This window comes from Paenibacillus selenitireducens (assembly GCF_002021565.1).
In the GTDB taxonomy this organism is placed as follows: domain Bacteria; phylum Bacillota; class Bacilli; order Paenibacillales; family Paenibacillaceae; genus Paenibacillus_K; species Paenibacillus_K selenitireducens.
Genome location: NZ_MSZX01000017.1, coordinates 1 through 13,629 on the forward strand (window position 1 = coordinate 1; position 13,629 = coordinate 13,629).

Consider the following 13,629-nt stretch of genomic DNA (forward strand, 5'->3'; position numbering starts at 1 on the left):
STRCSSATNDATACTNTRYCHNAGCDTGGTTAAGCTACTAAGAGCACACGGAGGATGCCTAGGCGCTAGGAGTCGACGAAGGACGTGGCGAACAACGAAATGCTTCGGGGAGCTGTAAGCAAGCTTTGATCCGGGGATGTCCGAATGGGGAAACCCGGCTGGTGTAATAGCCAGTCACTCACATCTGAATACATAGGGTGTGAAGAGACAGACGAGGGGAACTGAAACATCTAAGTACCCTCAGGAAGAGAAAACAAAAGTGATTCCGTCAGTAGCGGCGAGCGAAAGCGGAATAGCCTAAACCAATCAGCTTGCTGGTTGGGGTTGTGGGACGTCTCACATGGAGTTACAAAGGAACCGATTAAACGAAGAGGTCTGGAAAGGCCCGCCATAGAAGGTAAAAGCCCTGTAATTGAAAGTCTGTTCTCTCCGAGACGGATCCCGAGTAGTGCGGGGCACGTGAAATCCCGTATGAATCCGCCAGGACCATCTGGTAAGGCTAAATACTACCTAGCGACCGATAGTGAAGCAGTACCGTGAGGGAAAGGTGAAAAGCACCCCGGGAGGGGAGTGAAATAGAACCTGAAACCGTGTGCTTACAAGAAGTCAGAGCCCGATCTATGGGTGATGGCGTGCCTTTTGTAGAATGAACCGGCGAGTTACGTTCCCGTGCAAGGTTAAGGTGAAGAGCCGTAGCCGCAGCGAAAGCGAGTCTGAATAGGGCGACTTAGTACGTGGACGTAGACCCGAAACCGTGTGATCTACCCCTGTCCAGGGTGAAGGTGCGGTAACACGCACTGGAGGCCCGAACCCACGCATGTTGAAAAATGCGGGGATGAGGTGGGGGTAGCGGAGAAATTCCAATCGAACTCGGAGATAGCTGGTTCTCCCCGAAATAGCTTTAGGGCTAGCCTCGGTGTTAAGAGTCGTGGAGGTAGAGCACTGATTGGGTGCGGGGCCCGCCAAGGGTTACCAAGCTCAGTCAAACTCCGAATGCCATAGACTTATAACCGGGAGTCAGACAGTGAGTGCTAAGATCCATTGTCAAAAGGGAAACAGCCCAGACCATCAGCTAAGGTCCCCAAGTGTGTGTTAAGTGGGAAAGGATGTGGAGTTGCAAAGACAACCAGGATGTTGGCTTAGAAGCAGCCATCATTTAAAGAGTGCGTAATAGCTCACTGGTCGAGTGACTCTGCGCCGAAAATGTAACGGGGCTAAACACACCACCGAAGCTATGGCTTGATACGTATGTATCAGGGGTAGGGGAGCGTTGTATGTAGGTTGAAGGTGTACCGTAAGGAGCGCTGGACAGCATACAAGTGAGAATGCCGGTATGAGTAACGAAAAGACATGTGAGAATCATGTCCGCCGAAAGCCTAAGGGTTCCTGAGGAAGGTTCGTCCGCTCAGGGTAAGTCGGGACCTAAGGCGAGGCCGAAAGGCGTAGTCGAAGGACAACAGGTTGAAATTCCTGTACCACCGTAAGCCGTTATGAGCAATGGGGTGACGCAGTAGGATAGTGACGCAGACTGATGGATGTCTGTCCAAGCAGTGAGGCTGATGTGTAGGCAAATCCGCACATCGATAAGGCTAGGCTGTGATGGGGAGGGAAAATTGCAGTACCGAAGGTCATGATTTCACACTGCCAAGAAAAGCCTCTAGCCAGGTGATGGTGCCCGTACCGCAAACCGACACAGGTAGGCGAGAAGAGAATTCTAAGGCGCGCGGAAGAACTCTCGTTAAGGAACTCGGCAAAATGACCCCGTAACTTCGGGAGAAGGGGTGCCCCGGTAGTGTGAATAGCACGAGGGGGCCGCAGTGAAAAGGCCCAAGCGACTGTTTAGCAAAAACACAGGTCTGTGCGAAGCCGTAAGGCGAAGTATACGGGCTGACGCCTGCCCGGTGCTGGAAGGTTAAGGGGAGTGGTTAGGGGTAACCCGAAGCTATGAACCGAAGCCCCAGTAAACGGCGGCCGTAACTATAACGGTCCTAAGGTAGCGAAATTCCTTGTCAGGTAAATTCTGACCCGCACGAATGGCGTAACGACTTGGGCGCTGTCTCAACGAGAGATCCGGTGAAATTTTAATACCTGTGAAGATGCAGGTTACCCGCGACAAGACGGAAAGACCCCATGGAGCTTTACTGCAGCTTGATATTGGACTTTGGTACGATCTGTACAGGATAGGTGGGAGCCTTTGAAGCATGAGCGCCAGCTTGTGTGGAGGCGACGTTGGGATACCACCCTGATCGTATCGGAGTTCTAACCTAGGACCGTAACCCGGTTCGGGGACAGTGTCAGGTGGGCAGTTTGACTGGGGCGGTCGCCTCCTAAAGAGTAACGGAGGCGCCCCAAGGTTCCCTCAGAATGGTTGGAAATCATTCGAAGAGTGCAAAGGCATAAGGGAGCTTGACTGCGAGACATACAGGTCGAGCAGGGACGAAAGTCGGGCTTAGTGATCCGGTGGTACCGCATGGAAGGGCCATCGCTCAACGGATAAAAGCTACCCTGGGGATAACAGGCTTATCTCCCCCAAGAGTCCACATCGACGGGGAGGTTTGGCACCTCGATGTCGGCTCATCGCATCCTGGGGCTGAAGTAGGTCCCAAGGGTTGGGCTGTTCGCCCATTAAAGCGGTACGCGAGCTGGGTTCAGAACGTCGTGAGACAGTTCGGTCCCTATCTGTCGTGGGCGTAGGAAATTTGAGAGGAGCTGTCCTTAGTACGAGAGGACCGGGATGGACATACCGCTGGTGTACCAGTTGTTCCGCCAGGAGCACCGCTGGGTAGCCAAGTATGGACGGGATAAGCGCTGAAAGCATCTAAGCGTGAAGCCCCCCTCAAGATGAGATTTCCCAATTAGTAAGACCCCTTGAAGACGACGAGGTTGATAGGTTGGAGGTGGAAGCGCAGCAATGTGTGGAGCTGACCAATACTAATCGGTCGAGGGCTTATCCTAATATTAATTCGCAAAAAGTTGTTTCGTATCTAGTTTTCAGGGAGCAAAACGCTGAAGCATAATTGCCAAGTGCAATGATGTTAAGCTTGTTGCTTATAGCATGTGGTAATGCTGTAACCTGACAAAAGCATACGTTTGGTGTCGATAGCGGAGGGGTTCCACGCGTACCCATCCCGAACACGACCGTTAAGCCCTCTAGCGCCGATGGTACTTGGACCGCAGGGTCCTGGGAGAGTAGGACGATGCCAAGCAATAGAGACCGCTGTTGAGATGTAAATCTCGATAGCGGTTTTTTATTGTGGATAATCCCGTTTTCCACAATATTTTTCGAAAAATTATCAACAACCCCAATTTCTAAAAAAAGACTATCCACAGGTTTCTGAGCTTCATTCATGTAATAACCCCCTGATTTATTCGATTGTACACAACTTTCGAGTTGGTATATAAAAATTCATTCACAACATCCACATCTTCGTCCACATCATGCACAGGTTTGTACACCGATTGTGTATGAGTCTGGCTCACCAACAAAAATTCATCCACAGGTCACGATTTCAAGATTATTTATGTATTTTAGATGCATCGAATGAGGAATTAAGCTATTCTATGGGTATTAATATAGAAGCAATAGTATATAGGTATATTTGTATATAATTTCATTATATTGAAGAGGTGTACATAAATGTTGTTTATTGGGATTGATATTGGCACAACGAATAGTAAAGTGGGAATCGTGGACGCACATGGTCGCATGGTGACCTTGAAAAGCCGACCTACGGTTTCCCACGTACATAAAGAAGGTTTTTCTTACTATGAACCTGAAGAAATATGGGGACATATTGCAAATATGCTTCAAGAAGTGACTTCAGAAGTGGATGCTAGTCAGATTACTTCGATTGGGATCACAAGTATGGCGGAAAGCGGCGTTATCCTTCATCAAGTGACAGGTCAGCCCCAATCGTTTTTCATGCCTTGGTTCGATACTTGCTCGGAGGAGCAATCAGATCGGATTGCGACAGGATCGGATGCGCTAGAACGATTTACAAAGACGGGATTAAAGATCTCTTTCAAAATGGGCCTCTCCAAAATATTATGGATACGAGATCGTGATCCAGAGGCATTAAAGGATGGAAAGTGGGTAAGTGTATCCGGGTATATTGCGTATCGACTTACAGGTGTGATGGCTTGTGATTATACGCTAGCCACGAGAACTTTTGCATTTGATATGGAGAAGAAGGCTTGGGATACAGACTTTATACGTCATTTTGGCATCGATCCGGATGTATTTCCACAAGTAGTTCCTAGCGGTACGCCGCTTGGATCAGTAACGGCTGTTGGTCAGGCTTTGGGATTACCACCGCACGTGAGTGTTGCGATAGCAGGGCATGATCACGTAAGTGCAGCACTTGCTGTAGGTGCGATAGCTCCAGGCGATGTGTATAACTCGATGGGTACGGCGGAAACGTTAGTTGGCATTGTGCGTGAACAGAAATTGGGTGAACAAGAATATCAATCGGGATTAGGTTATGGCATTCATGTGGTGCCTGGTTGCTATTTTTGGATGGGTGGTAATTCTGCGTCCGGAGGCTCGGTGGAGTGGATTCGCGATATCGTGGGCCGTGACACCTTGAACTATGATACCGTCAAACAAGAAGTTGAGTCTTGCGAACCCGGACCAACAGGCATTCTTTATTATCCCTATTTAGCAGGTTGCGGCGCACCCACACCAGATACGCATGCGAGGGCGTCTTTTATCGGATTAGCGAAAAATCATAAACGACCGCAGCTACTTAAGGCTATCCTTGAAGGAACGGCATATCAGCAAGAGTATATTCGGCGCCGAGCGGAAGAGATCACGCGACAGCCGATCCATCACGTACGTGTCATTGGTGGGGGAGCTCGTTTGGAAGCTTGGCTTCGAATTAAGGCCGCGATCTCTGGGGTTGAATTCTTACTACCTAACATCGACGAAGCAGCATTGCTTGGAGCGGCGATGGTCGCAGCGATCGGTGCTCAGCACTATGCCAATGCGTCTGAAGCAGTCTCAGCGGTGCAGCAGGAGGGGCAACTTCGCCGCATCAGTTACGAGGAGCAAGAACATGAGGCGTACCAGCAGTTCTTCCATCATAAATTTGTTCCCATTCAAGCCCAGCTTCGGAATTGGAGAACCTAAGAATCTAGTATCTTGTATATTGAATCTAAGTAAATAACGGGTTCCAAGGGCTGATTTGTTTCGAAACTCGTTATCTACTATAATAGAAGTAGCAGTTATCGAGATTTGGGGGTACCAATGAATTCGTTACAACTCGTATGGTGTGTTATTTATGTCCTTATGAATATCATCGGATATACCGTCATGACCACCGATAAAAGACTCGCAAAGCAGCATCGGCGCAGAGTGCCGGAGCGCAGACTTTTTACGCTAGCAGCCTTAGGCGGCGGGTTAGGTTCTATCGTGGCGATGCAACGCAAGCGGCACAAGACAAAACATCTCAGCTTTCGCATCGGAATGCCATTGTTATTGATTGTTAATATCGTTACGTATAGTTACATCTATACACTTCTGAAATAACCCGAATCGGATCTGCTCACTACAACAAGGGAAGCGAGTGATTTCAATGCTATTCTCTAAAGTATTAGTACCCTATGACGGTTCACCACAATCCAAAAAAGCGTTAGAAACGGCTAAAGAATTGATACAACTGAATCCGAATGCGAAGCTGGAAGTTTTACATGTGTACGATTATATGCGTATGTACATGGCAGATTCCATGCTGACGGTACCTAGCAGTGTGAATATGGAGCAATTTGAACTCGCTGAGCAAATGACCGAAGATGCGCGGAAGCTTGTCGCAACGGTAAGCAACGAGACACATGTTGAAATGCGTCAAGGCTCTCCAGCCAAAACGATTTTGGACTATGCAAAAGAAGTGAAATGTGACTTTATCGTTATCGGTTGCCGCGGATTAGGGGCGATTGGTGAAATGGTATTGGGCAGTGTCAGCCATAATGTGGTACAGCATGCTCGTGTGCCGGTATTGGTCGTTAAATAACTAGATTACAATACATGTAACCCACAAGCTGGTGTCTGATTTCAGGCACCAGCTTGTTACGTATATAGGGTTACCAATGGTATAATTATGGGGAATAATGTCGCTATAAAAGCAAAGGAGTGCAGCATGAAATCATTAGTATTAGCGGAAAAGCCCTCGGTCGCGAGGGAGATTGCCCGCGTGATGGGCAGTCATCAGAAACATAAGAGCTATTTTGAAGGACCAAAATATGTTGTGACATGGGCGCTAGGACATCTCGTCGGACTCGCAGAGCCTGAAGATTATGATGTGAAATACCGGACATGGGAACTCGAACATTTACCCATTATGCCGGAGAAAATGAAACTCAAGGTGCTGCGCGAAACGTCGCATCAGTTCAAGGCGGTCCAGCATTTGGCTGGGCGTCAAGATATCGGTGAATTAATTATCGCAACCGATGCCGCACGCGAGGGAGAATTACTCGCACGGTGGATCATGACCATGGTGAAGTGGAAGAAGCCGTTCCATCGGCTATGGATTTCTTCGCAGACGGACAAAGCCATACGTGAAGGATTTGCGAATCTCAAGCCAGGTTCCCAATATAATCGGCTGTATGAATCCGCACGCTGTCGTGCCGAAGCCGATTGGCTGATCGGTCTGAATGTGACACGAGCGTTGACTACGAAATATAACGCACAATTATCTGCGGGTCGCGTCCAAACCCCATCCTTAGGGATGATTATGGATCGTGAGCATGAAATCCGTAATTTCCGCTCTGCCGAATACCATACGCTTCAAGGCGAATTCGGAGAATTCCAGGCACAATGGCGACCGAAAGGCGGCCAAGGAGATGGGCGGATTTTTGATGAGAAGCAGGCAGAGGTGTTACGCAGCAAAGTCGATGGGAAGAAAGGGAAAGTCCTCTCGGTGAAAAAGAATGAGAAGAACGAACCCCATCCATTGGCGTATGATCTCACGGAATTGCAGCGAGATGCGAATAAACGTTACGGCTTTTCGGCGAAGCAGACGTCTAATGTGCTTCAAAAGCTGTATGAACAGCATAAGCTTGTGACGTATCCGCGCACAGATTCTCGGTATTTATCCAGCGATATGACGGATACGCTACCAGAGCGCATTCGGTCAGTTGCTGTAGGACCCTATGCTTCCATTGCGAAGCCGTTATTACGTGGTAAGCTTCCAATAACACGTCGTGTCGTGGATGATTCCAAGGTATCGGATCACCATGCGATTATTCCGACGGATCAGACGGTGATTCTATCTGCGCTATCTAATGAGGAACGTAAATTGTACGACCTGATAGTCAGAAGATTTCTCGCGTTATTCTATCCTGCAGCCCGCTATGAAATGACGGCCCTCACGATCGAGGTCGAAGGGGAGACGTTCACGACGCGCGGTAAAACCGTTCTTCAATCCGGATGGAAAGAAGTTTATGGACAAGATGACGATTGGGACGATGAAGATGAAGATACAAATACAGGCGCGCGAGAAGATAGAGGAGCTACGCAATTGTTGCCAAGCCTACGTGAAGGGGCAGCGGTTGAATTGAAGCGTGCGGCTCTCCGCAAAGATCGGACGCAACCGCCTAAACGATACACGGAAGCTTCTTTGTTAGGACAAATGGAGAAGTACGGTCTTGGAACACCAGCGACGCGGGCAGATATTATTGAGAAACTCGTCTCGAGTGATACGATTGAACGTCAAGGTTCCAGCTTGCATCCCACAGGAAAAGGAACACAATTGATTGAGCTTGTTGCCAGTGAATTGAGAACCCCTGAACTAACCGCGAAATGGGAACAGGAGCTTGAGAAGATTGCACGTGGACAAGGTGGTACAGAACCGTTCATGAAAGGCATTCGGGAGATGGCAGATAGTCTGGTCCGCGGTGTAAAACAAAGTGATGCAGAATATAAACCGCATAACCTTCTGAATTCCCGTTGTCCTGAATGCGGAGAGAAGCTGATGGAGAAGAAGGGAAAACGCGGTAAAATGCTCGTATGTTCGAGCAGCGATTGCAGCTACCGTCGTTCCGGTGAGAAACAACTCTCCAACCGACGTTGCCTGCAATGCCATAAGAAGATGGAATTGAAGACAGGGAAAGCGGGTAAATATGTTCAATGCTTAGGCTGTAATATCATTGAGATGCTTGATGGAGAAGGCGGCGGCCGCGTGAACAAACGGGAGCAGCAGCGGTTGGTGAAGCAATATGAGAAATCCGAAAGTATGGGGTCCAGTTTAGGGGATGCGTTAAAGGCAGCGCTTGAGCAAAAAGGGAAACAATAATAAACAGCTTAAAAACGAACTTTTAATTATCAGAATATTGTTAATGTTCGTCTTTAAGTTGACATACAATGTAATGGACTGTTAAACTAGGGATGTTAAGTGGCGAGCCACGAAATATAAGAACTCGTATAATTATGGGGATACGGCCCGAAGTTTCTACCCAAAGACCTTAAATTTTTGGACTACGAGTGAAAGTGATGCTTCTTGCTAGGACAGGGATTAGCTTCTGCCTCTGACTGTCGAATCACGTCGGAGATGATGCGGAACTTGTCGAGTCGACTGTGTAGTATCGCCGTCTATGATGGTAGATGACGCAGCTTGAGCCACTCTTTCATTTCAGCATTCCAACAATGGTCCGAAGATAGAACTTTGTGTACGGGGTACACCTATCTTGGGATCTTTTTTTGTCGATACATGAATTGTAAGAACTTTATTGATCATATAGCTATCCATCCATCTTATGAAAGTGGGTCATAACATGTCAGTTCAAGTAGGCGTCATTATGGGCAGCCAGTCCGATTGGGAGACCATGAAGCATGCATGCAATGTGCTTGATGAATTATCCATCCCTTATGAAAAGAAAGTCGTATCTGCACATCGCACACCGGATTTAATGTTCGACTATGCAGAGCATGCAGCAGAACGCGGCTTAAAAGTCATCATCGCGGGTGCGGGGGGCGCAGCCCATCTTCCGGGCATGGTCGCAGCGAAGACGCTTGTTCCCGTCATTGGTGTGCCGGTGAAGTCGTCTACTTTGAACGGACTTGATTCATTATTGTCGATCGTGCAAATGCCGGGAGGCATTCCGGTTGCAACGGTAGCTATCGGTACCGCTGGCGCGACGAATGCAGGACTTTTAGCAGGACAAATTCTAGGAGCTTTTGATGCCGAGGTGCAAGCGCGTGTACAAGCGCGTCGTGATGCGATTCGGGAACAAGTCTTAGAAAGCAGTGATTCGCTATGATGCAAGAGAAAGTTATTTTACCCGGGTCAACGATTGGCATCTTGGGTGGCGGACAGCTTGGACGAATGATGGCGCTCTCGGGTAGTAACCTTGGTTATCGATTTGTCACATTAGATCCAACACCGGATGCACCGTGTGGTCAAATTGCGGAACAGATTACGGCGGGATATGACGATGTTGAGGCTGCAAGGCAATTAGCGGCGAAGGCAGATGTTATAACTTACGAGTTCGAGAATGTCGATGCCGGAGTGGCTGCGATGTTAATGACAGAATCGTACGTCCCGCAAGGCAGTGAACTGCTCTATACGACACAGCACCGGTTACGTGAGAAGCGTGCGATTGAAGCCGCAGGGGTAAAAGTTGCACCATATGCAGAAATTACATGTGTGGAAGATTTAAGACAAGCGGTTGAGCGCTTTGGCTTACCTTGTGTATTGAAGACCGCGACAGGCGGTTATGATGGCAAAGGGCAGTGGGTGATTCGTTCACTCGACGAGATTCAAGAAGCTTACGAGACACTGGCTCAAGCCAAAACAGAGTTGGTGCTCGAACAGTTCATTCGTTTTACGAAGGAATTGTCCGTCATTGCAGCGCGCAGCCCGCGCGGTGAAGTCAAAGCTTTCCCAGTAGCTGAGAACATTCACGTGGATAATATTCTGCATCTATCCATTGTACCTGCTCGTGTGCCTTTTGATACGCAGGATCATGCGGAAGCGTTGGCTATCCGAATTGCGGAGTCGATGAACGTGGTAGGACTTATCGCCGTGGAGATGTTTTTGACGGAAGACGGAGAACTTTTTGTGAATGAAGTAGCGCCAAGACCGCATAATTCGGGGCATTATACGATGGAAGCATGCCGGACGTCGCAGTTCGAACAGCATGTTCGTGCCGTATGTAATTTACCTCTCGGGGATACCTCTTTAATCACGCCTGTTGTGATGGTGAATGTGCTCGGTGAGCATGTAGAACCTTTGGTTGCGCGTATGGCGCAGATCGATACAGAAGCATCAAGCTTAAATGTAGCCCCGAAAGTTCATTTATATGGAAAACAAGAAGCCAAAGAAAAGCGCAAGATGGGACATGTGAATATCTTAGCGGATCATTTGGACGATGCATTGACTTGGGTTGAAAAAACAAACATTTGGAGGAAGAAATAAATGTTAGAACGTTACAGCAGACCGGAAATGAGAGCGATTTGGACAGAAGAAAATAAATTCAAGGCTTGGTTGGAAGTTGAACTTTGCGCTTGCGAAGCATGGGCTGAGCTTGGCGTTATTCCGAAAGAAGATGTTGTGGCATTGCGTAAGAATGCAAGCTTCGATATCGACCGTATTTATGAAATTGAACAAGAAACGCGTCATGACGTGATTGCCTTTACACGTGCGGTATCTGAATCCCTTGGTGATGAGCGTAAATGGGTTCATTATGGATTAACGTCCACAGACGTCGTGGATACGGCGCTTGGCTACCTGCTGCTTCAGGCGAATGAAATTTTGGAGAAGGACATTCTGAACTTCATCGAAATTTTGAAAAACCAAGCCATTCAATACAAAGATACGCCGATGATGGGACGTACGCACGGGGTACATGCGGAGCCAACGACATTTGGTCTGAAAATGGCGTTATGGTATGAAGAAATGAAACGGAACTTGGAGCGTTTCCGCAATGCTGCAGACCGTGTGCAATACGGTAAAATGTCCGGTGCTGTAGGAACATATGCCAACATCGATCCATCCGTTGAAAAATTCGTATGTGCGAAGTTAGGCACGACAGCGGCGCCAATCTCTACACAAACGTTGCAACGTGACCGTCATGCGGAATATATGTCCGTATTGGCACTTATCGCAACTAGCTTGGATAAATTCGCTACGGAAATTCGTGCACTGCAAAAGAGTGAATTCCGTGAAGTGGAAGAGCCATTTGGCAAAGGTCAAAAAGGATCATCTGCGATGCCGCATAAACGTAACCCAATCGGTTGCGAGAATATTTCCGGTTTGGCTCGCGTCATTCGCGGCCATATGTTCTCGGCTTATGAAAATGTACCATTGTGGCATGAGCGCGACATCTCGCACTCTTCGGTAGAACGTATTATTTTGCCAGATGCAACGATGCTGTTGAACTATATGTTGAACCGCTTGGGCAACATCTTGAAGAATCTAACGGTATTCCCAGAGAACATGAAACGCAACATGCAAAGTACGTATGGCGTACCTTTCTCCGGTCGTGTCATGACGAAGCTGATTGATAAAGGCTTCAGCCGTGAGCAAGCTTACGATACGGTGCAGCCGCGTGCGATGCAAGCATGGGAAGAACAACGCAGCTTCCGTGACATTATTGAAGGAACACCTGCGATTACGGAAGTATTGAGTGCGGAAGAGATTGCGGATGCATTCAATCCTGCATGGCATTTGAAGCATGTGGATACGATTTTTGAAAACCTAGGATTGAAATAGAACAGGGTAGAAGGGGAGGAACAACGTGTCGGGGAAAGCCATTTCATCTGCTGTCGAACTTGTAAAAGCGCCATTAATCTATAAAGGAAAAGTGCGCGAGCTGTACGATCTAGGGGAACATTATTTGATTGTTGTGACGGACCGTATTTCCGCTTTTGACTATGTATTGGAGCCAGCGGTACCTGAGAAGGGCAATGTGTTGAACCGCCTTTCCACGTATTGGTTCGAACAAACCGCAGCGATGCAGCCGAACCATGTGGTGCATACCGATGTGGAGAAGCTGGGGGATTTGGTAACAGATCCATCCTTGCTGAAAGACCGCATCATGGTGACGAAGAAAGCAGAACGTATCGACATCGAATGTGTCGTGCGCGGCTACATTACCGGCGGCGGCTGGAGACAATATCAGCAATCGCAGTCCATCAACGGCATTTCGCTGCCGGCAGGGATGAAGAAAAACGAGCGTTTTGCGACGCCGCTCTTCACCCCGGCTGCGAAAAATGATGTCGGTCATGATGAGGATATTTCCATTGATCGTATGAAAGAGCTTGTCGGCGAAGCGCTGACGCTTGAATTGCAAGAGAAGAGTATTAAGCTCTATGAATTCGCACATGCGTATTGCGCGGAACGCGGCATCATTCTTGCGGATTGCAAGTTCGAGTTCGGTCTTATCGATGGCCAAGTGATTCTCATCGACGAGTTGTTCACCCCGGATTCCTCACGTTTCTGGGCGAAAGAGAAATACGCGCTCAATATTGAGATTGATAGTATGGACAAAGAGCCTGTGCGCAGTTATTTGGCGCATAGCGAATGGGATAAGAACAGTGTGCCGGATCCGTTGCCAGCTGAGGTTGTGGCGGAGACGACGAGAAGATATCAAGATATTTATAGAAGATTGACAGAGTAACCTTGCGAAGTAACGCAATTGTGATAAAAGTAGGGTGTGGAACGTAGGTGAATCGGCTTCCGTCGCTGTTGAAATCAGGAATATGGATTGGAATGTTAAATGGGTATTCCCGATTTCAAAGGCGATCGCTAACGCTCTTCAGCCGACCCACCCACTTTTCCTTTCTAATATTATCTCATCGTAAATCTCACAATCTCCTCTGTCGTAAGAGAGTAGTAGTTTGGAACCGTTCAGCCACAGGCACGAACGGTGTGAGGATAGCGTGGGTTTGTTATTGGCTCAGCCATAACGAACACAAGAATTCGATGGATAGTAAAGCGTGTGTGCCGTTATTGCCAGTACAATAACGATCGCACGAAAGCAATCATTGCAATCAGCCAACTAGAGAAGTCCAATTGTAGCTCAAACGATCCATTTCGGGGTCCAGGGGCGAAGTCCCTGGGGTCCCTCTTCAGGAGTGAAGGGGGATTTAGGGGGATGTGTGCTAGATTGTAAGTTACTAGGTTCAACTAGCAGGAAGCGTGTAAGCAAGGTGTTCCCGTAGGGAATACCGCGGCGCACGAAAGCGATCATTGAAGTCAGTCAACTAGAGAAGTCCAATTGCAGCTCAACCGAACCATTTCGGGGTCCAGGGGCGAAGTCCCTGGGGTCCCTCTTCAGGAGTGAAGGGGGATTTAGGGGGATGTGTAATTAGATATTAAGGATGGCCCCCTGCCGAAGGGTTAAAACGCACTTTTATAAAATTTTTTCACTCTAGGAGGAAATAGTCAATGTTCAAAGCAACCGTTTATGTCACTGTGAAACAAAACGTATTGGATCCCCAAGGTGTCGCAGTGCAAGGTGCACTTCATTCGATGGGTTTTAACGAAGTAGGTAAAGTTCGTATCGGGAAGTACATGGAATTGGAAGTCGATGCAACAAATCGCGCAGAAGCCGAAGAGCGCGTACGTCAAATGTGCGAAAAGCTGTTGGCGAACACGGTGGTTGAAGACTATCGCTTTGAATTGGAGGGCTAAG

At 48.1% G+C, this 13,629-nt stretch carries 9 protein-coding genes, 2 rRNA genes and 1 riboswitch; all 11 genes read left to right on the forward strand.

Annotated features, from left to right (window positions below; translation table 11 throughout):
- The first annotated feature begins 27 nt into the window (after positions 1 to 27).
- The 11 genes from BVG16_RS28485 to purS all read left to right on the forward strand — a co-directional run bounded on the left by BVG16_RS28485 (position 28) and on the right by purS (position 13,628).
- Positions 28 to 2,955, forward strand: a 23S ribosomal RNA gene (locus tag BVG16_RS28485).
- 134 nt (positions 2,956 to 3,089) lie between these two features.
- A 5S ribosomal RNA gene (gene rrf / locus BVG16_RS28490) occupies positions 3,090 to 3,206 on the forward strand.
- 431 nt (positions 3,207 to 3,637) lie between these two features.
- Positions 3,638 to 5,128 (forward strand): FGGY-family carbohydrate kinase, encoded by a 1,491-nt coding sequence (locus tag BVG16_RS28495; RefSeq protein WP_078502594.1) that lies wholly within the window; start codon positions 3,638 to 3,640, stop codon positions 5,126 to 5,128.
- Between the two features lie 117 nt (positions 5,129 to 5,245).
- Complete coding sequence (locus BVG16_RS28500) at positions 5,246 to 5,527, forward strand: DUF1294 domain-containing protein (RefSeq protein WP_078502595.1); 282 nt, start codon at positions 5,246 to 5,248, stop codon at positions 5,525 to 5,527.
- Between the two features lie 46 nt (positions 5,528 to 5,573).
- Positions 5,574 to 6,008 carry a universal stress protein gene (locus BVG16_RS28505; protein WP_078502596.1) on the forward strand — a complete coding sequence of 145 codons (435 nt, stop codon included), beginning with the start codon at positions 5,574 to 5,576 and terminating at the stop codon, positions 6,006 to 6,008.
- A 126-nt stretch (positions 6,009 to 6,134) separates the two neighbouring features.
- The gene (locus BVG16_RS28510) at positions 6,135 to 8,288 is read left to right on the forward strand and encodes a DNA topoisomerase III (protein ID WP_078502597.1); all 2,154 of its coding nucleotides are present in this window, start codon (positions 6,135 to 6,137) and stop codon (positions 8,286 to 8,288) included.
- Positions 8,289 to 8,392: 104 nt separating this feature from the next.
- Positions 8,393 to 8,493, forward strand: a riboswitch (purine riboswitch).
- A gap of 273 nt (positions 8,494 to 8,766) precedes the next feature.
- Positions 8,767 to 9,252: a 5-(carboxyamino)imidazole ribonucleotide mutase gene (gene purE, locus BVG16_RS28515; RefSeq protein WP_078502598.1), complete on the forward strand. Its 486-nt coding sequence runs from the start codon at positions 8,767 to 8,769 to the stop codon at positions 9,250 to 9,252.
- A complete protein-coding gene (gene purK, locus BVG16_RS28520) occupies positions 9,249 to 10,409 on the forward strand; it encodes a 5-(carboxyamino)imidazole ribonucleotide synthase (protein ID WP_078502599.1) in 1,161 nt (386 codons plus the stop codon). The genes purE and purK overlap by 4 nt, the downstream gene beginning before the upstream one ends.
- A complete protein-coding gene (gene purB / locus BVG16_RS28525; RefSeq protein WP_078502600.1) occupies positions 10,410 to 11,705 on the forward strand; it encodes an adenylosuccinate lyase in 1,296 nt (431 codons plus the stop codon).
- Positions 11,706 to 11,730: 25 nt separating this feature from the next.
- Positions 11,731 to 12,612 (forward strand): phosphoribosylaminoimidazolesuccinocarboxamide synthase, encoded by an 882-nt coding sequence (locus BVG16_RS28530; RefSeq protein WP_078502601.1) that lies wholly within the window; start codon positions 11,731 to 11,733, stop codon positions 12,610 to 12,612.
- 770 nt (positions 12,613 to 13,382) lie between these two features.
- Positions 13,383 to 13,628, forward strand: a complete 246-nt coding sequence (gene purS / locus BVG16_RS28535; RefSeq protein WP_078502602.1) for a phosphoribosylformylglycinamidine synthase subunit PurS — start codon at positions 13,383 to 13,385, stop codon at positions 13,626 to 13,628.
- The last annotated feature ends 1 nt before the right edge of the window (position 13,629 follow it).

Excerpts from the sequence above, each read along its gene's own strand:
- purB (WP_078502600.1), top strand. The coding sequence starts at position 10,410 with ATGTTAGAACGTTACAGCAGACCGGAAATGAGAGCGATTTGGACAGAA.
- BVG16_RS28505 (WP_078502596.1), top strand. The coding sequence starts at position 5,574 with ATGCTATTCTCTAAAGTATTAGTACCCTATGACGGTTCACCACAATCC.
- purE (WP_078502598.1), top strand. The coding sequence starts at position 8,767 with ATGTCAGTTCAAGTAGGCGTCATTATGGGCAGCCAGTCCGATTGGGAG.
- purK (WP_078502599.1), top strand. The coding sequence starts at position 9,249 with ATGATGCAAGAGAAAGTTATTTTACCCGGGTCAACGATTGGCATCTTG.
- BVG16_RS28495 (WP_078502594.1), top strand. The coding sequence starts at position 3,638 with ATGTTGTTTATTGGGATTGATATTGGCACAACGAATAGTAAAGTGGGA.
- purS (WP_078502602.1), top strand. The coding sequence starts at position 13,383 with ATGTTCAAAGCAACCGTTTATGTCACTGTGAAACAAAACGTATTGGAT.
- BVG16_RS28500 (WP_078502595.1), top strand. The coding sequence starts at position 5,246 with ATGAATTCGTTACAACTCGTATGGTGTGTTATTTATGTCCTTATGAAT.
- BVG16_RS28510 (WP_078502597.1), top strand. The coding sequence starts at position 6,135 with ATGAAATCATTAGTATTAGCGGAAAAGCCCTCGGTCGCGAGGGAGATT.